Genomic DNA, 22,376 nt, shown 5'->3' on the forward strand with positions numbered 1-22,376 from the left:
CAGTGGGACTGGATGCGCGACCCCGACATCCACTCCACCACCTGGGAGTGGGACTTCGTGACCCCGTCCAAGGCGTGGCAGCACACCCACAACGATCTGCACCACACCTGGACCAACGTGGTCGGCAAGGACCGCGACGTCGGGTACACCATCCTGCGCATGGACGCCGACCAGCCGTGGCGGCTCAAGAACCTCGGCAACCCCCTCTACAACGCCCTGCTGGCGCCGGTCTTCGAGTGGGGCATCGCCCTCTACGACCTCGAGCTGGACCGGGTGCGCGAAGGCACCAAGTCCAAGGCCGAGCACCGTCGGTCGCTGAAGGCCCTGGGGGTGAAGTTCGCCAGGCAGGCCGCCAAGGACTACGTCGCGACCCCGGTCGCCGCCGCGGTCCTGAGCGGGTCGGGGAAGCAGGCGCTGGTCGCCGCGGCCACCGCCAACGCGGTGCGCAATGTGTGGGCCCACGCGGTGATCTTCTGCGGACACTTCCCCGCCGGGGCGGACACGTTCACGGAGGAGCAGATCGAGGGCGAGACCCGCGGCGACTGGTACGTGCGGCAGATGATCGGCTCCGCCAACATCTCCGGCTCGCGGCTGATGCACCTGATGACCGGGAACCTCTCCTTCCAGATCGAGCACCACCTCTTCCCGGACCTGCCCTCGAACCGCTACGCGGAGGTCGCCGTGACGGTCCGGGAGATCTGCGAGCGGTACGGGCTGCCCTACACCACCGGCCCGCTGCTCAAGCAGGTGGGCTCGGCCTGGGCAAAGGTCTTCCGCCTGGCCCTGCCCTGACCGACCGTCATGACGGCTTCGCCGTGCCCCGGGGGAGCCGACGACGGCGGGCACCCTTGGCACCCGGGCCCGGCGGACGAGCTCCCCGGGGACGCGGGTCCGAGGGCGCTCAGACCAGCCGGGAGACCAGGCTCACGAGGGCGACGACGCCCAGCACCACGATGACCGCGCGCAGGACGGGCGGGGGGAGCCGGCGGCCGATCTTGGCGCCGGCCCAGGACCCGGCGCTCGAGCTGACCGCGATCAGCAGCACGACCCACCAGTCGATCCGCTCGGGCGCGAACAGGATGTAGGAGACCGCGGCCACGATGTTGACCACGGCCACGAGCACCACCTTCACGGCGTTGGCCGACTGGAGGGAGGCCAGCAGGAACACGCCGAGGATGCCCAGCAGCAGGACGCCCTGGGCGGCGACGAAGTACCCGCCGTAGACGCCGGCCAGGAGCACGAGGACGTAGAGGGACGCCGGCTGGGACGTGCGGTCCGGGTCGAGGGGGCGGGGGCTCTCGCCGCGGGCCAGGGCGGCCGCCTCGGCGGCGTCCGCCTGCTGCTGCTTGCGCCGCCGGACCAGGGCCTGCAGCCGCGGCTGGAAGATCACGAAGAGCAGGGAGACGACGACGAGCACCGGGGCCGCGTAGCCGAACACGGTCTCCGGCAGGTGCAGCAGCAGGGCCGCGCCGCCCACGCCGCCCACCACAGAGAACGGCACGAGCTTGAGCAGGGTCCGTTCCACGCCCTTGAGCTCGGCGCGGTAGTGCCAGGCGCCCGTGAGGTTGCCGGCGATCAGCCCCATCGCGTTGGACATGGTCGCGGTCACCGGCGGGACGCCCATGGCCACGAGCACGGGGAACGTGACGAGGGTGCCCGAGCCCACGATCGTGTTGATCAGCCCCGCCCAGACGCCGGCGAGGAGGATGAGTCCGGCCTGCCAGGGCTCGAAGGGCATGGCGGCGGCGAGGTCGCCGAGGGTGTCCACGGGTGCGGTCCGCCGGTCAGTGCCGGGCGAAGGCCGCGTAGCGGTTGCCGACCTGCACCAGCTTCAGGGGCACGCCGAAGGTCTCGGAGAGGTTCCTCTGGGTCATGACCTCCCGCACGGGCCCGCGGGCCACCACCCGTCCCTCGCGCAGCAGCAGGGCGTGGGTGAAGGCGTCCGGGACCTCCTCGAGGTGGTGGGTGACCATGACGATCGCCGGGGCCGCCCCGTCCCGCGCCAGCTCGTCCAGGCGCGCCACGAGGTCCTCGCGCCCGCCCACGTCCAGGCCGGCGGCCGGCTCGTCCAGCAGCAGCAGCTCCGGGTCGGTCATCAGGGCGCGGGCGATGAGCACGCGCTTGCGCTCGCCCTCGGACAGGGTCCCGAATCGCCGCTCGGCCAAGTGGCCGAGTCCCCAGGCGTCCATGAGCCGCCGGGCCTGCGCCTCGTCGTCGTCGTCATAGCTCTCGATCCACCGGCCGGTGACCCCGTAGGCGGCGGTGACCACGCAGTTGAGCACGGTCTCCCCTGCCGGGATCTGCGCGGCGAGCACGGTGGAGCTGAGCCCGATCCGGGGCCGCAGCTCGAAGACGTCCACCGCGCCGAGGATCTCGTCCAGGATGTCGACCATGCCGCGCGTGGGGTGCAGGCGTGCGGCGGCGATGGAGAGCAGCGTGGTCTTGCCGGCGCCGTTGGGGCCGAGCACGACCCAGCGCTCGCCCTCGTTGACGACCCAGTCCACGGAATCCAGCAGGGTCTTCCGTCCGCGGACCACGCTGACGTCCACCATCTCCACCACAGCAGTCATACCCGCCACTCTAGGACACCGTGGACGGCCGTCGGCCCCAAGCCCGGCCCGGTCCCCGGCCCGGGCGGGTCCGGTGGGCCCGCCCGGATAGACTGGCGGCATGACGACCGACCTCGCCGTGATCGCGTTCGCCCAGAACCCCGACCCCGAGGCCCGGGAGCGGATCCTCACGCTCGTGCAGGACGTCGGCGCCGAGGTCGAGCGGTTCTCCGCCGTGCGGGTCACCGGCTCCGGCTCCGCGGGGCCCGACTCGGGAGTGCCCGGCTACAACGCCTTCACCGCCTTCGTCCAGGGTTCCGAGGCGACGGCGCTGCTCGCCGCGCTGCGACCGGATCCCCTGACCCAGCTCCTGCCGGGTGTGGACGTCAACGTGGTCCCGACCCGGCTGTTCGACCCGGAGCGCAAGAAGCTGCTGATCATGGACGTCGACTCCACCCTCATCCGGCAGGAGGTCGTGGAGATGCTCGCGGCCCACGCCGGGGTCGAGGCGGAGGTCGCCGCCGTCACCGAGGCCGCGATGCGCGGGGAGCTGGACTTCGCCGAGTCCCTGCACGCCCGCGTCGCCACCCTCGCCGGACTGCCCGCCACCGTGGTCGACGAGGTCCGCGCCGCCGTGCGGCTCTCCCCCGGTGCGGACGTGCTGGTCAAGGCGTTCCTGCGGGAGGGGCACGCCGTGGCGGCCGTCTCGGGCGGGTTCCTCGGCATCCTGACGCCGCTCGCCGAGCAGCTGGGCCTCACGCGGCACACCGCCAACACGCTCGAGATCGAGGACGGCAAGCTCACCGGCAAGGTGGTCGGCGAGGTCGTGGACCGCACCGTCAAGCAGCGGTGCCTGCGCACGTGGGCCGAGGAGCTCGGGGTGGCCCCCGAGGACGTGATCGCGGTCGGCGACGGCGCCAACGACATCGACATGCTCACCGCGGCCGGCCTCGGCGTCGCCTACAACGGCAAGCCCGCCCTGCGCGCCGCCGCCGACGCCCAGGTCAACCTCCCGAACCTGGACGCGGTCCGCTTCTTCGCCGACCTGTGAGCCGGCCCGCGGCGCCGTGAGACCCACCACCCGGCCGGAGGAGGAACCGTGACGTCTCCCGTGGCCCGGCCGCAGCGGCCCGGCTTCCTGACCCGGATGATGCTCCTGCACCTGGCCGTGGTCGCCCTCGTGGTCGCCCTGTGCGGTGGGGTCTACGGGTGGCTGACCTACGAGCGGCTGGGCCGCGACGCCGAGCACCAGGCCCTGGCCATCGCGCGGTCGGTCGCCGCCACGGACGACGTGCGCGCCGCCGTCGCCGATCTGGCCGACGCCGGCCCGGACGAACTGGCCCCGGGCGTGCTGGCCGGCGGCCCCCTGCAGTCCTCGGCCGAGGAAGTGCGGGCCCGCACGGAGGCCCTGTTCGTCGTGGTCACCGACGACGAGGGTCTTCGCCTGTCGCACCCGAACCCCGCGCTGCTCGGCGAGCGCGTCAGCACGGACCCCAGCGAGGCGCTCGCCGGGCACGAGGTGACCAGCCAGGAGCGCGGCACCCTGGGGCACTCCGCACGCGCCAAGGTGCCCGTCCACGCCCCGGGCTCGGACACCACCGTGGTGGGCGCCGTGAGCGTGGGCATCTCCCGGGAGGACGTGCTCTCCACCCTCCGGTCGGACATCACCCCGGTGGCCGCGACCGCGGTCGGTGCGCTGGGCCTCGGGGCCGCGGCCTCCACCGCGATCGCCCGCCGGCTCAAGCGCCTGACCCTCGGGCTCGAGCCCGAGGAGATCACCGCGCTGGTCCAGGACCAGGAGGCCGTGCTGCGCGGCGTGGACGAGGGGGTCATCGGCGTCTCGGCGCAGCACCGCATCACCGTGTTCAACCGGGAGGCCGGGCGGCTGCTCGGCGTCGCGGAGCCCACCCGGCTCGTGGGGCTGCCCCTGGAGACGGCCGGTCTGCCGGACTGCGTCCCCGCCCTGCTCGCCGCGGCGACCCCGGCCTCCCCCGCCGTCGAGCAGGTCGTGGGGCCCCACGTGCTGATCCTCTCCGCGCGGGCCGTGCGCCCGGCGGGAACGGGTCTTCCCGAGCTGGGCTGGGTGGTCCTCGTCCGCGACCGCACGGAGCTGCAGTCCCTGACCCGCCAGCTCGACGCCGTGGGGGCGCTCAGCACCGCGCTGCGCGCCCAGCGCCACGAGTTCGCCAACCGGCTCCACACGATCTCGGGCCTGCTCGGCATCGGGGAGGTCGAGGAGGCCCGCCGGTACGTCGCCGAGGTGACCGAGACCGGCCCCCTGACCTACCCCGCCGAGCAGGCCGAGCTGCTGCGGGACCCCTACCTGCAGGCGTTCCTGGGCGCCAAGAGCGTCGAGGCCGCCGAGCGCGGGGTGAGCCTGCGGATCGGGGCCGAGACGCTGGTGCGCGGGCAGGTCGTCGACCCCCAGGACGTCACGACAGTGATCGGCAACCTCGTCGACAACGCCGTCCGCGCCGCCGTCCAGGGCTCGGCGGCCGAACGCTGGGTCGAGGTCGAGCTGCTCGACGACTGGTCCGGCGGGGAGGGGACCCTGCACCTCGTCGTCGCCGACTCCGGCGACGGCCTGCCCCTGGAGGAGACCGAGCCGATCTTCGCCCAGGGCTGGTCCACGGCCTCGGGCCCCGGCCCGACGCAGGACGGCGCTCCCCGGGACGGCGTCGCCCACGACGGTGCGGCGGTCGCCGGGCGTGCCGAGGCGCACGGCCAGGGCTTCGGCCTCTCGCTGAGCCGAGAGCTCGCCCGGCGACGCGGCGGGGACGTGTGGGTGGCGGACCGGGGCCGACCCGGGGGCCCTGGCGCGGTCTTCTGCGCTCGCCTCCCCGGTACCGTGGTCCGTGCCCCCGCCCCCGGCACGGAGGCGCAGGGCGGCGCCGGCGCGAAGCGAGCGGGAGGAGCGGGATGAGCGACGACCTGGTGGTCCTCGTGGTCGACGACGACTTCCATGTGGGGCGGCTGCACGCCGGCTACGTCAACGCCGTGCCCGGGTTCACGGCCCTGACCCCCGTGGGCACGGCGGAGCAGGCGATGCGCACGGTCCACGCCCACCAGCCGGACCTCGTGCTCCTCGACGTCTACCTGCCCGACGCGCTGGGGCTGGACCTGCTCCGTGCGCTCGACGTCGACGTCATCATGCTCACCGCCGCCGCGGACGCCGCCTCCGTGCGCGCCGCGGTCCGCCGCGGGGCGCTGGGCTACCTCATCAAGCCCTTCACCGGGGAGCGGCTGGCCCGCACGCTGCGCGCCTACGCCCGGTACCGGCGGCTGCTCGCCGACCGGGACGGCCTGACCCAGGAGGGCGTGGACAGGGCCCTGCACGCCCTGCACCCCGGCGAGGCGGCCCCCGGCGAGCGCGCCCGCTCGGCGACCGAGACCTCCGTGCTGGGCGCCCTCGAGCCGGGGAACGCGCTCTCGGCGGCGGAGATCGCCCGGAAGGTCGGGATCTCGCGGGCGACCGCCCAGCGGTACCTCTCCGCGCTCGCCGAGGACGGGTCGGTCGAGATCCAGCTGCGCTACGGGAGCACGGGCCGCCCCGAGCACCGCTACGGTCCGGCGTCGGCCGGAGGCTGACCCCAGGATTACCGAACCGTGCGTGTCCGACCGCACGACGGGGCGGGCAGTTTCGGCAGATGACCCCGACCGTCCTCACAACGACCCACAATGCGTCTGACATGCGCCGACGCCACGTCCACACTGAGGCCCACACGGGCCGAATTCCCTTCTCGAACGCAAATACCCGGCGGTAGGGTCGGTTCCACGCGTCGGCCACATCAATTCCAGGCTCCCACCTGGAGCCCTCCCACCGGGCCACGCTCCGTATTCCGCCGAGGACGTGGGGTCGTCCTCGGAACCCTCCGAAAGTTGCAGCATGCAAACGCTCCCAATTCCAGGGGCGCCCGTGGGCCGACCACAGCGGTGGCGACTCGTCGCCGCAGCGGCGGTTGTGTTCGCTGTGCTCACCGCGAACAGTGCCGTGGCCCTGGAGCCCGAGGACCGATCTGCCGCGCTGGCCCGGCTCGTCGACTCCAGCCTCTTCCGTTCGGACACGAGCCTGCTCCGGGCGATCTCCGCCGCCCAGGGGTATCCGAGCGACGCCGGGGAACCGGCGTCCACCTCGGGGATCGAGGTCCTCGAGTCCGTCGACGTGGAGGTCCGGGCCGGAGTCCCGCTCCTGGGATCGCCCGATCGACCCGGCATCCTGACATGGGGTGAGGCCGGGGTCCTCCAGGCGTTCGCCTCCGCCCCGGACGCCCGGAACGCGGCCGCCGGCGCCGGTTCGGTGGGCGACGACGGCAGCATCGACCTGGACACGAGCGGCTCCGACCCGTACGACTCCCCGTATGCCTCGGTCGATCTGTCACCGCTCCTGAGCGACCTGGAGATCGAGAGTCTCGTCGACGGAGCGCGTCTGGATCTCGGGGTGCTCGCCTCCTCGGCACGCCGGAGCAGCCCCGACGGTCCGACCTCGGACTACCACGTGGCGGGTGGTCGTCTGCTCCTGAGCAGCCCGGCGATCCAGGTGCTCGGAGCGGACGTGACCCGCTCGATCGGCGACGCGGAGACGTTGATCCAGCAGAGCCTGCGCTCTCAGGTCGAGACCCAGGAGCTGGACCTCACGGCCCTCGGACTGGTCGATGCACGGGTGGACGGCGTCTCGGTCTCCACTCCCGGCCTGGGCACAGCCCTCGGCGAGATCTCACAGGCCCTTCTGGACGAACCGCTCCAGGACCCCGATCACGTGGTATCCGTCTCGTTGGCCGACGGCGGCATCAGCATCGATCTCGACCGATTGGCACAGCGCGTCCATGGGCGGAGCATCAACGACCTGCCCCCGAACACCGAACTCCTCACCGCCGAGGCGATACTGGTCATCGAGACTGCGCTCGCCGAGGCCCTGCAGACCGTCTCCGTCCCGTTGTCGGAGACCCTGAACCAGGCGCCCTTCCAGATCAGCTTCGGCGTCCGGGCCCGCATTGCCCCACTGAATCTGCCCCTGGTCGGCGGCACCGTGACGGTTCGGGGCACCCTGGGCGACCTGGCCGGCACTTCCGGTCAGCCACCGGTGGTCGAAGCCAACGCGGCGCTGCTCGGTGTCGTCGACGCGGACGAACTCGTCCGCGCTGTGACGGAACAGGTGGTGACCCCGCTCTCCGTCGTGGCAAGCGGTCTCCTGTCCGACACGTCCTCCGGCATTCCCGGCGGCATCGGGGAACTCGCCGATGAGACGTACGTTCTGCTGGCCCCCGCTGTGACAACCGTTCTGGACACCCTGCTGGAGGTTGTGGTGAACGAGCAGCCGACCGAGGGCGATCTCGGACCGGACTCCTTCACGGTCAGGGCCATTGCCCTCACACTGCTCCCACACGCGGACGCCGTGCTGGTGCACCTGGCGTCCTCGACGGTTCGGGTCTCCGAGGAGATCGTCCTGCCGCCCGACCCCGAGCCGGAGCCGGACCCCACGCTCGAGCCGACACCGGACCCCACGCCCGAACCCACCCCTGAGCCGACACCGGACCCCACGCCCGAACCCACCCCTGAGCCGACACCGGACCCCACGCCCGAACCGACACCGGAACCCTCGCCCGCCCCGACACCGGAGCCCGAGCCCTCGGCCGAGGCTTCACCGGAGCCCACGCCTGAGCCCACGACCGAGGCTTCACCGGAGCCCACGCCTGAGCCCACGACCGAGGCTTCACCGGAGCCCACGCCTGAGCCCACGACCGAGGCTTCACCGGAGCCCACGCCTGAGCCGACACCGCAGCCCGAGCCCTCGCCTGAGCCCGAGCCCTCGGCCGAGGCTTCACCGGAACCGTCCCCCGAGCCGAGTCCGGAGCCCTCGCCCGCCCCGACACCGGAACCCTCGCCCGAACCCACGCCCGCCCCGACACCGGAGCCCGAGCCCTCGGCCGACGCTTCACCGGAACCGTCGCCCGAGCCCACGACCGAGGCTTCCCCGGAACCGTCGCCCGAGCCCACGACCGAGGCTTCCCCAGAGCCCACGCCCGAGCCGACACCGGAACCGTCACCCGAGCCCACGCCTGAGCCGACACCGGAGCCCGAGCCCACGACCGAGGCTTCACCCGAGCCCACGCCTGAGCCCACGACCGAGGCTTCCCCGGAGCCCACGCCCGAGCCGACACCGGAGCCCGAGCCCACGACCGAGGCTTCACCCGAGCCCACGCCTGAGCCCACGACCGAGGCTTCCCCGGAGCCCACGCCCGAGCCGACACCGGAACCGTCGCCCGAACCCACGCCTGAGCCGACACCGGAGCCCGAGCCCTCGGCCGAGGCTTCACCGGAACCGTCACCCGAGCCCGAGCCCACGCCCGAGGCTTCACCGGAACCGTCACCCGAACCAGAGCCCTCACCCGAGCCCACGTTTGAGCCGACACCGGAACCGTCCCCCGAGCCCAAGCCCGAGGCTTCACCGGAACCGTCGAAGCCCGAACCGTCGCAGGGCGGATTCGCATTGCTGGAGTCTGGGCATCCCCCCGGGGGTGCTCTCTCGCCGGCTGCACGGTTCCCGGATGTTCCTCCTCGGGAGCCAGATCTGCTGCGCTCCGAGGGCATGACGGAAGCGTGGCCCAGCCACGATGTCGAACGACTCTCGCGGAACCATCCCGGCTCCGGTGACGTCCTCGCCCTGACGGGAGTCAACGTCTCTCTGCCGGTGGCAGCGGGACTGGTACTGATGCTTCTGGGATGTGCCGCTCTCTGGAAGGGTCACCGGCGCAGGAACGGCTGATGACGGCATGGTCCTGACCGCCGAGTCCGCACGGGTCCGGCGACCGCCCGGCAAGGACTGCTGCCGGACTCAGCGATCGATGCGTCTGCGGCGCGCGAGGCCCAGTGCCCCGGCACCGGCGAGCATCAGCGACAGTGCTACGGCCGCGTCGTGAGCGATCCCGGCACCCGTTCGTGGGAGGTCACCGGCCGGACCCGGCGGAGCGGCAGCCGCCGCGGCCCGGCCGTGGGCTGCGGGGGCGGGTGGGCCTGCGGCCGCTGCGGCCGGTGACCTTGGCTGCGCCGGTGGCAAGCGCGCGCCGTCGGCGACCGCCGATTCGGGGAGGGCGCCGGAATTTCCCGGGCGTTGCGGCGCCTGGGATGCCGGGGCCTCCAGCGTCGGCTCCTCCGGCTCTGGGACCGCCGGGGTGGGCGCGGGCGACGTCGGCGCCGGACCGGACGGCGTGCCGAGTCCTCCGTTCGGGTCGACGCCCTCGGCGGCCGCCACGGTGTGCTCGCCAGGGGCGAGCCCCTCGGTCGACACGTCCACCCAGTACGTCCCGTCCTCGTCCAGGTCCGGCTGGTAGGACCTCCCCGTACCGCGGACGGTGACCGTGACGCCCCAGGGGCTGCCCGTGCCCTCGACGGAGAGCGACTCGCCCACCCGGGGGACGGGCGTGGTCACGGCGACGGACAGATAGGCCGGGACTGAGAACAAGACCAGGAACTCCTGTCCGGAGACCGTGTCCGTCACGATCAGGTAGTATCCGGCGCCCGGGTACAGGTGGCCGGTCGGCAGTGTCACGGAGAAGGTGCCGTCCGCCCCCACCAGGACGGTTTCCACCGCGGTGTTGTGCAGGCCCCAGGCCATCAGGGTCATCTCTCGGTGCGGCTCGAAGCCCGTGCCGCTCACGGTGACCGGCTCTCCGGAGCCGGGATTGCCAGGCACCACGGTCACCCGACCATCCGTGTGCTGCGGTTCCCCGGCCGTGAGCACGAAGTTGTTCACCACGCTGTTGCCGGTCATCCGGTCGACCACGTCGAAGACGTAGGTCCCGGGCACCAGGCCGGTGGTCGGCAGCTGCACCGAGAACGTTCCGTCCGCGGCGGCGGTCGTGGACACGGTGGTGTCCGTCCCCCGCAGGGTGACGGTGACCTCGTGTCCTGCGAAGGACGCGGAGCCCTCCACCGTCACGGGCTGGTCCACCCACGGGACCTCCGTGACCACCCGCGCCCTCAGGGCGTTGTAGAGCAGGACGTCGGCGGACCAGGACGCTCCGGACGCGCGATCCGTGAAGTGCACAGCGTGGTATCCCGGCTGCAGGCCACTTGTCGGCAGCCACTTGTCGAACCGGCCGTTCTCGTCCACATCGATGGTGATCTCCAGTCCGACTCCGTCGTCCCCGATGACGACAGCGAGCGGCGTGCCGGGCTCGAAGCCCTCACCGAGCACCCTGATGTCGTTCCACAGCTCCACCTGGGCCTGCATGACCCGCACCGTGGGGGTGTTCGCGGCCGCGTCGGCCTGCGCTCCCCCGTCCGTCGGTTCCGCGTGGTCCGCCGCCGACGCCGCGCCGACAGGTGGCTCCGGGCCTCGTCGCGCACTCTACCGTCATCAATTTGCTATCGACACTCATTACGGGATCGCAAGACGTCCGGGGTCGTTGCTGAGCCGGACCGGCCTCCCAGGAGTAGCATCTGCGGGCAGACGGCCTGCACCCCCCAGCACGCTGCAGAACGCTACCCGCCGTCCGAATCCCCCACCGGAGACGCGATGCCCACGACCACAGGTCACGCACCCGGCGGTTCTCGCCGGGCCGGCGATCCGCCACGGCACCACACCCGTCCCACGGGTCTGCAGGTCGTCGGGGAGTTGCTGCTGACGGCGGGCGCCGTCCTGCTCCTGTTCGTGGCCTGGCAGCTGTGGTGGACGAACCTCGAGGCCCAGGGCTCCCACGCCCGCGCCGCCGCCGCCATCCAGGGGGATCTCGGTGGACCCGTCGTCCCGCAGGACGGTGTCCAGAAGACCGGTCCCCCGGCGGTCGGCAGCCCGCCCGGGTACGGAGAAGCCATCGGCGTGGTCCACATTCCCCGCTTCGGCGACGACTACCTCCGGCCGGTTGTCGAGGGCACCGGGACCGACGTGCTCGACGCCCTGGGACTGGGTCACTACGAGCACTCTGCGATGCCCGGGGACGTCGGCAACTTCGCCCTGGCCGGGCACCGGCAGACGAACGGCAAGGTCCTGGACCTCGTCCACACGCTGGTTCCCGGGGACAGGATCTACGTCCGCACCGGTGAGGGCTATTACACCTACACGGTGCGATCCCACGAGATCGTCGCACCTACGGAGACCCGCGTCGTCGCCGCGGTCCCGGCCGACCCGGGGGCCCGCCCCACGGAAAGGCTGCTCACCCTGACCACCTGCCACCCCCGCTACGGGAACACCGAGCGCTACGTCGTCCACGCTGTCCTGGACACCTGGCGCCCGGCCGCCGCGGGGCCACCCGCCGAGGCCGCCGACGCGTTCTTCCCCGGCGGCCCGAGGAGCTGATCGTCCTGTACGCATGGATCTTCCGTCATCTGCCGGGCCCGTTGTGGGCGCGGGTCCTGACCGCCCTCGTCCTTCTCCTCGCCGTGGCCGGCCTGCTCCTCGAGGTCGTGTTCCCCTGGGCGGCACAGTTCTCACCGCTCACCTCGGGGGTCACGGTGGGAGGCGATTGAGCCCGCGGACCGTCGCGACGGTTCCCGTCCCGGCGATCCCGGGACCTGCCCCGCGCACGCGTCGCCGGGCCGCCGCGGAGGCCGGTCAGGCCTCCCAGCCCGGGTGCTCTGGGCCGTGCAGGGCATAGCGCAGCTCCACGGCACCGCCCTCGAAGTGCGTGGTGCTCTGCAGCCGGAGGTCCACGGGCCTGGCGGTCGGCAGGACGGGGTGTCCCCCGCCGAGCACCACCGGCATGGAGGTCAGCCAGAGCTCGTCCAGCAGGCCCTCGTCCGCGAACTGAGCCGCGAGGACCCCGCCGCCGACCACCCAGAGGTTCCGGCCGCCCCCTGACGCGATCACGTCCTGCGCGTGCCGGGCCACGGGGCCGCGGACGAAGCGCACGTCCGCGCCCTCCGCGGGCGGCAGGTCCCGGTGCGTGAACACCCACGCCGGGAGGCCGCCGTAGGCCCAGGCGCCCTGCTCGAGGAGGAACTCGTAGGTCCGGGCCCCCATCGCGAGCGCCCCCACCTCGGCCAGGAAGGCGTCGTAGTGCTCCTGGTACGCCTCGAAGCCGTACTGCAGCAGCCAGTCGAGGTGGTTGTCCCGGTCTGCGATGTACCCGTCGGCGCTGGCCGCGACGTAGTACTGCGTCCTGCTCATGCGCCCCAGGTTACGCAGGCCGCCGGCCGGTGCCCAGGGTCCCTTCCGCCGTGACCGCCGTGGCGCGATGATGGGGACAGCGAACCGTCCGACGGAGAGGTCCCATCGTGTCCATCCAGCTCAATCCGTACCTCACGTTCCGGGACACGGCCGAGGAGGCCATGACCTTCTACCGCTCCGTGTTCGGGGGCGACCTGACCGTCACCCGCTTCTCCGAGTTCGGGGCGAGCGAGGACCCCGCGGAGGCCGACAAGGTCATGCACGCCATGCTCACCACCGACGCCGGGATGGTGCTCATGGCCTCCGACACGCCCGACAGCATGGGCCTGACCCCCGGCGACAACATCTCGATCTCCATCAGCGGCGACGACGCCGCCGCCCTGCGCCGCCACTGGGACGACCTCTCCGAGCGCGGGAGCACCACCATGCCCCTGGACCGGGCCCCGTGGGGCGGGCTCTTCGGCATGTGCACGGACCGCTTCGGGATCCAGTGGATGGTCAGCATCGACGACGAGACCTAGACCCACCCGCACGCGTCCCGAGGAGGACAGTCCCATGAGGATCACCCACACCAGCGTCTTCGTCGACGACCAGCAGCAGGCGCTGCTCTTCTACACCGGCAAACTGGGGTTCATGGTCAAGCACGACGTCCCCGCCGGTGGCGCCCGCTGGCTGACCCTCGTCTCCCCCCAGGCCCCCGAGGGCGTCGAGCTCGTCCTGGAGCCCTCCGACCACCCCGCTGTCGGCCCCTTCAAGGCGGCGCTCGTGGCCGACGGCATCCCCTTCACCAGCTTCGGCGTGCCGGACGTGCGGGCCGAGCACGAGCGGCTCGTGCACCGCGGCGTGCACTTCGTCAGCGAGCCCGCCAGCGCCGGCGGGTACACCACCGCGGTGTTCGACGACACGTGCGGCAACCTCATCCAGATCGCGAGCCCGGACCCGACGTGAGCCCCCGCGCCGCACGGAGGGATCGATCATGGGCATCGTGCGCTGGCACGTCCAGATGAGCCTCGACGGATTCGTCGCGGGGCCGCACGACGACATGCGGTGGGCCTTCGAGGCCGAGGCGGGACCGGACGAGACCATCGACGAGGTGGTCCGCGGCACCGGAGCGCTGCTGGTCGGACGCCGCACCATGGACGTGGAGGACCGGAACCGGCCCGGCTTCTACGGCGGGGCCTTCCGCGGCCCGTTCTTCGTCCTGCGCCACGACCCGCCGGCGGATCCACCCGTCGTGAAGGGCGTCACCGGCCGGTACCTCAGCACGGGGATCGAGGAGGCCGTCGCGATCGCGCGGGAAGCAGCCGGGGAGCTCGACGTCGGGGTGCTCGGACCGACCGTGGCCCGGCAGTGCCTGGCGGCGGGCCTGGTCGACGAGATCCTGGTGCACGTCACCCCGGTCCTGCTCGGCGACGGCGTCCGGTTCCACCACCACCCGGGCGGCACGACCATCTGGCTGCGGCGCACCTCGGTCGGCGAGAGCGGGCAGCTCACCGCGCTGCGCTTCACCGTGGACCGCGACCGCACCGCCCGCGGCTGACACCGCACGAGCTCGGCGGGACGGGCTCAGCCGGGCGGCCGCAGCTGTCCGGCGAGCTCCCGGTAGTACCCGGACATGGCCGGGTGGTAGTCGCGGGCGAAGTCCACGGCGTCCGGGTCCCCGCCGGTCTCGGCGGCGACGAGCCGGTCCAGGTAGTACTCCCAGCCCGGACCGACCGACTCCAGCTCGGCGGGGTCCGGGTACCGGTGGGTCAGGCGCAGCAGCGACGTCCCGTCGTCGTCGTCGAGGTCCAGGTCCACCCGCCAGGAGTCCGCCGTCGTCCCGAGGGTGACCCCGAGGCGGTGCGGCGGGATGCACCGGCGGATGATCACCGGTTCCGGCCGGTCCGAGTTCTCCGCGGTCATCAGGAACTCGACCCGGCCGGAGGAGGGGTCACCGGTCCACGTGCCGATCCATCGGGCCAGCCGCTCCGTCTCGGTGACGGCAGCCCACAGGTCGTGGACCGAGGTTCGGAAGGTCCGGGTGAGGACGAGGTGGGCGCCGGACTCGAGGTGTCCTGTGGGTCGGGCGGTCATGGGTGCTCCTCCCTGCGTGCCGGCGCACCGGGAACGGTTCCCTGTCCGGACGGACGGCACCGGGCCGTCTGTTCCATGCCTAGCACCGCAGTGGCCGCCGCTCGTCACGATGCGGACTCGGTTGTGTCACGGCACGGTCAACGCGAGCTGACCGTGGCGAACTTGCGCAGGCACAGCGGCACGAAGACCACCAGCATCAGCAGGCTGCCGAGCACCACGGTCAGCACCGGGTGCTGCATGGGCCACACGTCCGGCACCGGCGCGGAACCCGTGTTGCCGAACAACTCGCGTGCGGCGTGCACGAGCGCTGAGACCGGGTTCCAGTTCGCGAAGGTTTCGAGCGGGCCGGGCATGTTCTGGGGCTGGACGAAGGCGTTGGAGATGAACGTCAGCGGGAACAGGATGACGAATGACGCGTTGTTGACCGTCTCCGCGCTCCGCACGCTCATGCCCACCAGCGCCATGACCCAGCTGAAGGCGTAGCTGAACAGCAACAGCAGCCCGAGGCCGGCCAGGAACGAGCCGAACGACGTCGTGAACCGCCAGCCGACCGCGACACCCGTGCCGATCATGATCGTCATCGACACGGCGTTGAGCACCAGATCGCTGTTCGTGCGCCCGATCAGGACGGCGGAGGGGTTCATGGGCAGGGTCCGGAACCGGTCGACGATCCCCTCCTTGAGGTCCTGCGCCATCCCGGCGCCCGAGAACGTGGAGCCGAAGAGCACGGTCTGTCCGAAGATCCCGGCCATCAGGTAGTCGGTGTAGTCGGTGCCCTGCACCTGGATCGACCCGGCGTAGACCTGGCTGAACAACAGCACGAACATGATCGGCTGCAGGACCGCGAAGACCATCATGTCGGGTGAGCGCCGCAGCTTGATGAGGTTGCGCTGGGTCACGGTCCATCCGTCCGAGGCCCAGGTCGCGAGGGAGGCGGGCGGGCTCGAGGCCGCCGGCAGGGCTCGTGCGCTCATCGTCCGGGCCTCCCTGCGGTGGATGCCGGGGCAACACCGGCCGATCTGTCGCCGGTGGGCGGGCCTGGAGCGGCCGTGTGCCCGGTGACAGAGAGGAACACGTCGTCGAGGGTGGGACGGCGCATCCCGGCGTCGTGCAGCCGGATACCCGCCGCGTCGAGGTCTGCGAGCACGCGCTGGAGCGCCGCGGGGCCGTGCCGCACCGCGACCTGCAGCTCGCGACCCTGCTCGCCCACCGCGGGGGCCCCTTCCCCGTGCCGGGCGAGGATGGCGGTGGCACGGCCGATGTCGGCCCGGTCCTGCACGACGACGACGATGCGGTGTCCGCCCACCTGGGACTTCAGCTCGTCGGGGGAGCCGGCGGCAATGACCCGCCCGCCGTCGACGACGGAGATCTCGTCGGCCAGCTGGTCGGCCTCCTCGAGGTACTGGGTGGTCAGCAGGACAGTGGTCCCGTCCGAGACCAGATTCCGGATGACGTCCCACAGGTCGATGCGACTGCGCGGGTCCAGTCCCGTGGTGGGCTCGTCGAGGAAGAGGACGCGGGGCCGGGTCACCAGGGCGCCGGCGAGGTCCAGACGGCGCCGCATGCCGCCGGAGTATCCCTTGACCGGGCGGTTGCCGGCCTGAACGAGACCGAACAGCTCGAGCAGCTCGGCGGCCCGCCGCCGAGCTGCGGCCCCGCCCAGGTGATAGAGCTTGCCGATCATCCGGAGGTTCTCGGCTCCGGTGAGGTTCTCGTCGACCGCCGCGTACTGTCCGGAGGCGCCGATCATGCGGCGGATCCTCGCCGGGTCGGCGAGCACGTCCACCCCGTCGATGCGGGCCGTACCGGCGTCGGGAGTGATGAGGGTCGTGAGCACCTTGACGACGGTGGTCTTGCCCGCACCGTTGGGGCCGAGCAGTCCCTTGACGACGCCCTCGGGCACGGTGAGGTCGAGTCCCGCCAGCGCGTGCACGGTCCGGGACCGCGTTCGGTACACCTTGGTCAGGCCCTCGACCTCGATGAGCGGCCTTCTCATGACCTCACCCCGTTCCGGGGCGTGCGCCCCTGTGCCTCGACGCCCTCGTGGCATGACCGGGCCCCGCTGTCCCGGGGCGTCGTCCCGGCGTGCCACCCGCCTCGGACAGTGCTGTCGGCGACCCGCCGGGGATCCTGCCCGGAGCCTACTGGTGGCCCGCCTGGGCGAGGAAGTCGTCGGCCCCGCCCACGAGCTCCACGTGCCCGGTCGGGACGTCCGCGGTGACCATCCTGGCGATCTCCTCGGCGAACTCGTGCACCGAGTACAGCTTGCCCGCGGCCTCACGGCGGGCCTCGAGCGCGCCGGGGCGGGCCCGGTCGAGCAGGGTCGCGGTCACGGTGCCCTCGATCATGTCCCCGGAGACCACCACGAAGGTGATGCCCTTCTCGGTCAGCTCCGGGATGCGCGCCGTGAGGGTGTCCTCCCCGGCGCGCTTGGACTTCGCGACCTCCACGTACTCGGGCATGGTCTCGACGTCGTTGATGAAGTGGGCCTGGTGGCTCGTGACGAACACGACGCGCCCGCCCTCCGGCAGGTGCTCGAGCGCCGCCGTGAGGGTGTCGTTCTGCGCGTCGCGGTTGAGCTTGAGGGCGTAGTCCTCGCCCAGGCCCGTCTCCATGCCGCCGGAGGCGTTGAGGACGAGCACGTCGACCCCGCCGAAGGTCTCGACGGCCTGGGCAAAGAGGTTGCGGACGTCCGCGGGGTCGGTCATGTCCGCCTGCACGGCGATGGCCCGGCCTCCGGCCGCCTCGATCTCCTTGACGACCTTGTTGGCGCGCGGGGCCTTCTGGCGGTAGTTGACGACGACGTCGGCGCCCGCCTCCGCCAGCAGCTTGGCGGTGTCGGCGCCGACGCCGCGCGAGGACCCGGTGACGACCGCGGTCTTGCCTGCAAGTGAACTCATGGTGCTCCTTCGGTGGAACGTGCGGGGATCGTGGGTGGCCGGGCTCAGTGGCCCATGCCCAGGCCGCCGTCCACGGGGATGACGGCGCCGGAGATGTACTTGGCCTCGTCGGAGGCGATCCAGCGCACGACGGCGGCGACCTCCTCCGCCTCGGCGAACCGGCCGGCGGGGATGGAGTCGATGTAGTCCTTCTGGGTGTCCTCCGGCAGCGCCGCGGTCATCTCGGTGTTGATGAACCCGGGCGCGACGACGTTGGCGGTGACGTTCCGCCCGCCCAGCTCACGGGTGATCGAGCGGGCCATGCCGACCAGCCCGGCCTTGGACGCGGCGTAGTTGACCTGACCGGGCGAGCCGTAGAGCCCGACCACGGAGGAGATGAGCACCACGCGTCCGCGCTTGAGCCGCATGAAGCCCTTCGCCGCGCGCTGCACCACGCGGAACGCGCCGGTGAGGTTGGTGTCCACGACGTCCTGGAAGTCCTGCTCCTTCATGCGCAGCAGGAGCGTGTCGCGGGTGATGCCCGCGTTGGCCACGACCACCTCGACGGGGCCGAACTCCGCCTCCACCGCCTTGTAGGCGGCGTCGATGGAGGCGGCGTCGGTGACGTCCGCGCGGACCCCGAAGAACCCCTCGGGCGCCTCGCCCGAACGGTAGGTGACCGCCACGTTGTCGCCGTTGTCCAGGAAGGCCTGTGCGATGGCCCGGCCGATGCCCCGGTTGCCACCGGTCACGAGGACGGTGCGGGGGGCCGGGCTGCGCTGCTCGTCTGCCATGGGAAGGGGGCCTTTCGGTCGTCGGTCGCCGGGCAGCGCCGTCCGCGCTGGAGGCGTGCCCGTGGGAGATCTCCCCCATCGTACCGATCGGGCGGCCCGACCGGACGGCGCCCGGCACGTCCGGCCCCGGCGCGGCTGCGGGCCCGCCGGCCCCCGCGGCCCGGAGCGAGTCCCCCGAGGTGCCTCGTGGATGTCGGCCCCGAGTGGGACAATGGGGTCCATGTTGGGAGGACCATGAGCAACCGCTATCTGACGACCGACGAAGCCGCCGGTCCGGACGACGTCCACTCCATCACCGCCACACCGGAGCCGCACACCAAGGACATGGTGCACCGGATGAAGGTGTACAGCCTCCAGATGGGCCTGCGGGTCGTGTGCCTGCTGGTGTTCGTCGTCGTCGACAACATCTACGTCCGCGCCGTGGCGCTCCTGGGCGTCGCCATCCTGCCCTGGATGGCCGTCATGCTCGCCAACAGCGGCGCCGACCGTTCCGCGCGCACGACCCGCTACTACGAAGCACCGGCCGCTCCCGCCCTGGAGGCCCGCCCGGACGGCGACCCGCGCACCGGTGCCCCCGTGGAGGACGTCGTGCTGGAGGGCGAGTTCACGTCCGGCCACGGCGAGATCGGGCCCGGGCGTCCGGCCCCCGCCGGCGCGGAGGCTCCCAGCGGGCCCTCGGATTCCTCGGCTAGGGTCGGGGACGGCCCGCCCGACCCCGGGGGCGCCGGCCCGGCCCGCCCCCGAGCGCACCGCCCCGACCGCACACCCTGAGGAGCACGACCGCCGTGGAGTTCGACCTGCTCGGATCGCTGTCCCCGCGAGGGTCCGGCACTCCCCCGGCCGGACCCGACGCCCCGCAGTGCTCCCGCAAGGGGTGCCGTGCCGGCGCGGTCTGGCAGATCCGCTGGAACAACCCGCGCATCCACGCGCCCGAACGCCGCAAGATCTGGCTCGCCTGCCCCGATCACCGGGAGCACCTCGAACAGTTCCTGGGCGCCCGGGGCTTCTGGAAGGACACCGTCCCCCTGGGCGATCCCACGGAGGAGCCGGCGGGATGAGGACCTACCGCTTCCTGCTCAGCGGGACGTGGATCGGCTGGTTCCTCGTCGTGTGCGCCGCCGCCGCGCTGGCCGTGTACCTGGGCGGGTGGCAGATGGACCGCAACGACCACCTGGTCGGCGAGAACTCCGCGATCACCGAGAACTACCACGCGGAGCCCCTGACGGGTCCCGAGGCCGTGAGGCAGTTCGCCGACCTCGACGAGCGCCTCGTCTGGCATCCGGTGCGGCTGACCGGGCAGTACCGGCCCGAGGACCAGGTGCTGGTCCGCAACCGGCCCCAGGACGGGCGGGTGGGCTACGAGGTGCTCGTGCCCTTCCGCACGCAGGACGGGGCCCTGGTGGTCCTCGACCGCGGCTGGGTGCCGACGGGCTCCGCGGCGGACGGGATGCCCGACGAGGTCCCCGCCCCGCCGGCGGGCACGGTCACCGTCACCGCGCGCCTGCAGCCCGGGGAGCCCTCCGTCGACCGCGGGGCCCCCGAGGGGCAGATCGCCTCGATCGAGCTCCCCCTGCTGGCCGAGCAGCTCGACCAGCCGGTCGGCACGGAGGCCTACGGCGAGGTGTTCGCCGAGGACCCGGCACCCGCGAACGCCCCGGCGCCCGCGCCGGAGCCCGAGACCGACTCGGGACCGCATCTGTCCTACTCCCTGCAGTGGTACGCGTTCGCGCTCCTGTTCTTCGTCGCCTACGGCTGGGCCGCCCGCCAGCAGGTGCGCAACGAGGAGTGGGACCGCCAGTACGCGGCCGAGACGGAGCGACGGCTCGCCCGGTTCTACGACGAGCACGGCACCTACGTGGGCGAGGGCGACGAGGAACTGGTCCTCCGGGAGCTGGAGATGGCCGACGACATGCCGCCCCACCTGAAGTCGATCATGCGGCCGAAGCCGCAGCGGCGGCGGAACCGGCCCACGTGGGAGGACGAGGAGGACGCCCTGCTGGACGCCCTCGAGCGCCAGGAGCGGTGATCGAGGCCGAGCGGAACCGTCCCCCTTCTCGATCCCCTTCTGCACCGTAGTTCTTGTGGGCAGTGTCCGGTAGCCGGACCACATCCGAATTCCCACCTGAGGAAGGCTGGGCTCATGTCAGTCCTGGCGCGCCGATCGTCAACTGCCGCAGACCGCCGTAACTGGTTTCCATCACTGTGACCGCGGGGCCGCTTCCGAGGTGTGACTCTCGNCTCGGAAGCGGCCCCGCCTGCCGGTTCTCCTAGAAGGTGCCCATGGGCGGCCTCATTGTCGTGGACGGTCTCAGACGGCGCTGCTGCCGTCGTCGCCGCGTCGGGTGTCCGGGATGGTGGTGCCGGCGGAGGCGTGGGTGTCGGCCCGCGCCCCCTCCACGGACCCGGCCTGGGCCTGGGCCTAGTGGGTGGGGAAGGACTCCGGCCCCGGGCCTACCCTGGTGCGCTCGTACTCGCGGTGCGTGCCGTGGACGCGGTCCAGCAGCTCGTGGAAGTGCTTCTCGGACTCGATGAGCTCCTCCCGGTACCGGGGGGAGATGGAGTCCATCTGCTCCTGGTAGCGGGCGGCCTTGGCGGCCAGCCGGCGGCGCTCCTCGGCCGGCGCGGCCTGGGGCAGGGACACGTACTGCTCGGCGACGGCCTGCAGGGAGCTGATGATGCGCACGGCCCGGCCCTTGGGGCTGAACAGGGAGGCCAGGACCGTGACCACCAGCACCCCGATGATCACCGACAGGGACAGCCCGATGCTGATCTCCACGACGTCGACATGCTCGCCGTTGTTGATGAAGCCCAGGTTGTTCTCGTGCAGGGCGTGGATGACGAGCTTCACGCCGATGAAGCCCAGGATGATCGCCAGGCCCCAGGACAGGTAGATGAGCCGGTCCAGCAGCCCGTCGATGAGGAAGTACAGCTGGCGCAGACCCATCAGCGAGAACGCCACGGCGGTGAACACCAGGTAGGTCTGCTGGGTCAGACCGAAGATCGCCGGGATCGAGTCCAGGGCGAAGAGGACGTCGGTGCCACCGATCGCGACCATGACCAGCAGCATCGGGGTCATCGCCCGCTTGCCGTTGTGGATCGTGAAGAGCCTGTCGCCGTCGTAGTGGTCGGTGGTGTGGATGAAGCGCTTGGCCAGGCGCACGATGAAGTTGTCCGCCTGGTCGTGCTGGGCCCCCGAGAGCTCGCCCTTGATGAGGGAGCCGGCGGTGAGCAGCAGGATGAGCCCGAAGGCGTAGAAGACCCAGGCGAACTGGTTGATCAGCCCCGCCCCCACGAAGATCAGCGCGGTGCGGGCGATGAGGGCGAAGGTGATGCCGAAGAGCAGGACCTTCTGCTGATCCTCCCGCGGCACCTTGAAGGAGGCCATGATGATGAGGAAGACGAAGAGGTTGTCGACCGACAGGGCCTTCTCCGTGATGTATCCGGCGTAGTACTCCCCGGCGTACACCCCGCCCCACTGGACGAGGACGAAGAGGCCGAACAGGAGGGCAAGGCCGACGTAGATCGCCGACCAGATCGCGGCTTCCTTCAGCTGGGGCTCGTGGGCCTTGCGCACGTGGAACACGTAGTCGAACAGGAGCAGGCCGACGATCGCGACGATCGTCACGGCCCACACGGTGGGCGAGACATCCATGGACTTCTGCTTTCAGGGGAGGAGACGGTCAAGCCCTAAGTCTCTCCGCCGCTCCGCCAGGACCTCTTCGGTCCGTGCTGCCGAGTTCGGCCGCTGCGTCCGGCCGGGAATCGATTCCCCGACGTACTGACGTCCGCAACGCTGAGGGATACTCCCCTAAGGCCTTTGCCAGTGTACATGAGACCCCGCACCGGCCTCTGTGACGGCGAGCACAACCCACCCGGGCGGCCCATTCGTCGGGGACCAGGCCGTGAGGTGAGGCAGCACCGCCGCCCCGAGGCAATGGCTGGGAACGACCGGTGAAGGCGGACGTGCCACGGC

22 protein-coding genes are annotated in these 22,376 nt (G+C 71.9%); 12 read left to right on the forward strand and 10 right to left on the reverse strand.

Annotated elements, in window-relative coordinates; translation table 11 throughout:
• On the forward strand, positions 1–792 hold a 792-nt coding region (locus ACH9EU_RS15145), incomplete at its 5' end, for a fatty acid desaturase (RefSeq protein ID WP_396414744.1).
• A gap of 109 nt (positions 793–901) precedes the next feature.
• Here the strand turns inward: ACH9EU_RS15145 and ACH9EU_RS15150 are convergent.
• Together ACH9EU_RS15150 and ACH9EU_RS15155 are read right to left on the reverse strand one after the other, a co-directional pair.
• Entirely contained in the window at positions 902–1,738 is an 837-nt protein-coding gene (locus ACH9EU_RS15150; RefSeq protein ID WP_396414787.1) for a TSUP family transporter, read from the reverse strand.
• Between the two features lie 46 nt (positions 1,739–1,784).
• The gene (locus tag ACH9EU_RS15155) at positions 1,785–2,570 is read right to left on the reverse strand and encodes an ATP-binding cassette domain-containing protein (RefSeq protein ID WP_396414745.1); all 786 of its coding nucleotides are present in this window, start codon (positions 2,568–2,570) and stop codon (positions 1,785–1,787) included.
• 100 nt (positions 2,571–2,670) lie between these two features.
• Between ACH9EU_RS15155 and serB the strand changes: the two genes are divergently transcribed.
• The 4 genes from serB (at position 2,671) to ACH9EU_RS15175 (ending at position 9,312) form a co-directional block, all read left to right on the forward strand.
• Entirely contained in the window at positions 2,671–3,600 is a 930-nt protein-coding gene (serB, locus tag ACH9EU_RS15160; protein WP_396414746.1) for a phosphoserine phosphatase SerB, read from the forward strand.
• 96 nt (positions 3,601–3,696) lie between these two features.
• A complete protein-coding gene (locus ACH9EU_RS15165; RefSeq protein ID WP_396414788.1) occupies positions 3,697–5,472 on the forward strand; it encodes a sensor histidine kinase in 1,776 nt (591 codons plus the stop codon).
• On the forward strand, positions 5,469–6,137 hold the full coding sequence (locus ACH9EU_RS15170) for a response regulator (protein WP_396414747.1): 669 nt from the start codon (positions 5,469–5,471) through the stop codon (positions 6,135–6,137). The genes ACH9EU_RS15165 and ACH9EU_RS15170 overlap by 4 nt, the downstream gene beginning before the upstream one ends.
• Positions 6,138–6,540: 403 nt before the next feature.
• On the forward strand, positions 6,541–9,312 hold the full coding sequence (locus tag ACH9EU_RS15175) for a choice-of-anchor G family protein (RefSeq protein WP_396414748.1): 2,772 nt from the start codon (positions 6,541–6,543) through the stop codon (positions 9,310–9,312).
• Between the two features lie 69 nt (positions 9,313–9,381).
• Here the strand turns inward: ACH9EU_RS15175 and ACH9EU_RS15180 are convergent, their stop codons facing one another.
• Positions 9,382–10,779: an LPXTG cell wall anchor domain-containing protein gene (locus tag ACH9EU_RS15180; protein WP_396414789.1), complete on the reverse strand. Its 1,398-nt coding sequence runs from the start codon at positions 10,777–10,779 to the stop codon at positions 9,382–9,384.
• 285 nt (positions 10,780–11,064) lie between these two features.
• Here ACH9EU_RS15180 and ACH9EU_RS15185 point away from each other — a divergent pair, with 285 nt between their 5' ends.
• A complete protein-coding gene (locus ACH9EU_RS15185; RefSeq protein ID WP_396414749.1) occupies positions 11,065–11,844 on the forward strand; it encodes a class E sortase in 780 nt (259 codons plus the stop codon).
• 255 nt (positions 11,845–12,099) lie between these two features.
• Here ACH9EU_RS15185 and ACH9EU_RS15190 read toward each other — a convergent pair whose 3' ends face one another.
• Complete coding sequence (locus tag ACH9EU_RS15190; RefSeq protein ID WP_396414750.1) at positions 12,100–12,654, reverse strand: dihydrofolate reductase family protein; 555 nt, start codon at positions 12,652–12,654, stop codon at positions 12,100–12,102.
• Positions 12,655–12,761: 107 nt separating this feature from the next.
• Between ACH9EU_RS15190 and ACH9EU_RS15195 the strand changes: the two genes are divergently transcribed.
• Genes ACH9EU_RS15195 through ACH9EU_RS15205 form a run of 3 tightly spaced genes read left to right on the forward strand, consistent with a single transcriptional unit; the run spans position 12,762 to position 14,194 of the window.
• The gene (locus ACH9EU_RS15195; RefSeq protein ID WP_396414751.1) at positions 12,762–13,175 is read left to right on the forward strand and encodes a VOC family protein; all 414 of its coding nucleotides are present in this window, start codon (positions 12,762–12,764) and stop codon (positions 13,173–13,175) included.
• 34 nt (positions 13,176–13,209) lie between these two features.
• Positions 13,210–13,602: a VOC family protein gene (locus ACH9EU_RS15200; RefSeq protein WP_396414752.1), complete on the forward strand. Its 393-nt coding sequence runs from the start codon at positions 13,210–13,212 to the stop codon at positions 13,600–13,602.
• 28 nt (positions 13,603–13,630) lie between these two features.
• Positions 13,631–14,194: a dihydrofolate reductase family protein gene (locus ACH9EU_RS15205; protein WP_396414753.1), complete on the forward strand. Its 564-nt coding sequence runs from the start codon at positions 13,631–13,633 to the stop codon at positions 14,192–14,194.
• A 26-nt stretch (positions 14,195–14,220) separates the two neighbouring features.
• Here the strand turns inward: ACH9EU_RS15205 and ACH9EU_RS15210 are convergent, their stop codons facing one another.
• The 5 genes from ACH9EU_RS15210 to fabG all read right to left on the reverse strand — a co-directional run bounded on the left by ACH9EU_RS15210 (position 14,221) and on the right by fabG (position 18,403).
• Positions 14,221–14,730, reverse strand: coding sequence for an SRPBCC domain-containing protein (locus tag ACH9EU_RS15210; protein WP_396414754.1), 510 nt, complete (start codon positions 14,728–14,730; stop codon positions 14,221–14,223).
• Between the two features lie 137 nt (positions 14,731–14,867).
• Positions 14,868–15,704, reverse strand: coding sequence for an ABC transporter permease (locus ACH9EU_RS15215; RefSeq protein ID WP_396414755.1), 837 nt, complete (start codon positions 15,702–15,704; stop codon positions 14,868–14,870).
• Complete coding sequence (locus tag ACH9EU_RS15220; RefSeq protein WP_396414756.1) at positions 15,701–16,726, reverse strand: ATP-binding cassette domain-containing protein; 1,026 nt, start codon at positions 16,724–16,726, stop codon at positions 15,701–15,703. Before ACH9EU_RS15220 ends, ACH9EU_RS15215 begins: the two co-directional genes overlap by 4 nt.
• A 145-nt stretch (positions 16,727–16,871) precedes the next feature.
• Complete coding sequence (locus tag ACH9EU_RS15225) at positions 16,872–17,630, reverse strand: SDR family oxidoreductase (RefSeq protein WP_396414757.1); 759 nt, start codon at positions 17,628–17,630, stop codon at positions 16,872–16,874.
• Between the two features lie 44 nt (positions 17,631–17,674).
• Positions 17,675–18,403 carry a 3-oxoacyl-ACP reductase FabG gene (fabG, locus tag ACH9EU_RS15230; protein WP_396414758.1) on the reverse strand — a complete coding sequence of 243 codons (729 nt, stop codon included), beginning with the start codon at positions 18,401–18,403 and terminating at the stop codon, positions 17,675–17,677.
• 234 nt (positions 18,404–18,637) lie between these two features.
• Between fabG and ACH9EU_RS15235 the strand changes: the two genes are divergently transcribed.
• From ACH9EU_RS15235 to ACH9EU_RS15245, 3 genes are read left to right on the forward strand one after another with little or no spacing between them, the layout of a single operon-like run.
• Positions 18,638–19,174 (forward strand): DUF3099 domain-containing protein, encoded by a 537-nt coding sequence (locus ACH9EU_RS15235; protein WP_396414759.1) that lies wholly within the window; start codon positions 18,638–18,640, stop codon positions 19,172–19,174.
• A 14-nt stretch (positions 19,175–19,188) separates the two neighbouring features.
• Entirely contained in the window at positions 19,189–19,461 is a 273-nt protein-coding gene (locus tag ACH9EU_RS15240; RefSeq protein ID WP_396414760.1) for a hypothetical protein, read from the forward strand.
• Positions 19,458–20,429 carry an SURF1 family cytochrome oxidase biogenesis protein gene (locus tag ACH9EU_RS15245; RefSeq protein WP_396414761.1) on the forward strand — a complete coding sequence of 324 codons (972 nt, stop codon included), beginning with the start codon at positions 19,458–19,460 and terminating at the stop codon, positions 20,427–20,429. The genes ACH9EU_RS15240 and ACH9EU_RS15245 overlap by 4 nt, the downstream gene beginning before the upstream one ends.
• Before the next feature lie 393 nt (positions 20,430–20,822).
• Here ACH9EU_RS15245 and ACH9EU_RS15250 read toward each other — a convergent pair whose 3' ends face one another.
• The gene (locus tag ACH9EU_RS15250; RefSeq protein ID WP_396414762.1) at positions 20,823–22,055 is read right to left on the reverse strand and encodes a TerC/Alx family metal homeostasis membrane protein; all 1,233 of its coding nucleotides are present in this window, start codon (positions 22,053–22,055) and stop codon (positions 20,823–20,825) included.
• Positions 22,056–22,376 lie beyond the last annotated feature (321 nt).

It is taken from the genome of Kocuria rhizosphaerae, from assembly GCF_044462265.1.
GTDB lineage: Bacteria > Actinomycetota > Actinomycetes > Actinomycetales > Micrococcaceae > Kocuria > Kocuria rhizosphaerae.

What these genes read in the sequence shown, in the direction of transcription:
- ACH9EU_RS15150 (WP_396414787.1), bottom strand. Translation starts at nt 1,738, where the DNA reads ATGCCCTTCGAGCCCTGGCAGGCCGGACTCATCCTCCTCGCCGGCGTC.
- ACH9EU_RS15170 (WP_396414747.1), top strand. Translation starts at nt 5,469, where the DNA reads ATGAGCGACGACCTGGTGGTCCTCGTGGTCGACGACGACTTCCATGTG.
- ACH9EU_RS15215 (WP_396414755.1), bottom strand. Translation starts at nt 15,704, where the DNA reads ATGAGCGCACGAGCCCTGCCGGCGGCCTCGAGCCCGCCCGCCTCCCTC.
- ACH9EU_RS15185 (WP_396414749.1), top strand. Translation starts at nt 11,065, where the DNA reads ATGCCCACGACCACAGGTCACGCACCCGGCGGTTCTCGCCGGGCCGGC.
- ACH9EU_RS15165 (WP_396414788.1), top strand. Translation starts at nt 3,697, where the DNA reads ATGATGCTCCTGCACCTGGCCGTGGTCGCCCTCGTGGTCGCCCTGTGC.
- ACH9EU_RS15205 (WP_396414753.1), top strand. Translation starts at nt 13,631, where the DNA reads ATGGGCATCGTGCGCTGGCACGTCCAGATGAGCCTCGACGGATTCGTC.
- ACH9EU_RS15155 (WP_396414745.1), bottom strand. Translation starts at nt 2,570, where the DNA reads ATGACTGCTGTGGTGGAGATGGTGGACGTCAGCGTGGTCCGCGGACGG.
- ACH9EU_RS15250 (WP_396414762.1), bottom strand. Translation starts at nt 22,055, where the DNA reads ATGGATGTCTCGCCCACCGTGTGGGCCGTGACGATCGTCGCGATCGTC.
- ACH9EU_RS15235 (WP_396414759.1), top strand. Translation starts at nt 18,638, where the DNA reads ATGAGCAACCGCTATCTGACGACCGACGAAGCCGCCGGTCCGGACGAC.
- ACH9EU_RS15190 (WP_396414750.1), bottom strand. Translation starts at nt 12,654, where the DNA reads ATGAGCAGGACGCAGTACTACGTCGCGGCCAGCGCCGACGGGTACATC.
- ACH9EU_RS15245 (WP_396414761.1), top strand. Translation starts at nt 19,458, where the DNA reads ATGAGGACCTACCGCTTCCTGCTCAGCGGGACGTGGATCGGCTGGTTC.
- ACH9EU_RS15200 (WP_396414752.1), top strand. Translation starts at nt 13,210, where the DNA reads ATGAGGATCACCCACACCAGCGTCTTCGTCGACGACCAGCAGCAGGCG.
- serB (WP_396414746.1), top strand. Translation starts at nt 2,671, where the DNA reads ATGACGACCGACCTCGCCGTGATCGCGTTCGCCCAGAACCCCGACCCC.
- fabG (WP_396414758.1), bottom strand. Translation starts at nt 18,403, where the DNA reads ATGGCAGACGAGCAGCGCAGCCCGGCCCCCCGCACCGTCCTCGTGACC.
- ACH9EU_RS15220 (WP_396414756.1), bottom strand. Translation starts at nt 16,726, where the DNA reads ATGAGAAGGCCGCTCATCGAGGTCGAGGGCCTGACCAAGGTGTACCGA.
- ACH9EU_RS15210 (WP_396414754.1), bottom strand. Translation starts at nt 14,730, where the DNA reads ATGACCGCCCGACCCACAGGACACCTCGAGTCCGGCGCCCACCTCGTC.
- ACH9EU_RS15225 (WP_396414757.1), bottom strand. Translation starts at nt 17,630, where the DNA reads ATGAGTTCACTTGCAGGCAAGACCGCGGTCGTCACCGGGTCCTCGCGC.
- ACH9EU_RS15180 (WP_396414789.1), bottom strand. Translation starts at nt 10,779, where the DNA reads ATGCAGGCCCAGGTGGAGCTGTGGAACGACATCAGGGTGCTCGGTGAG.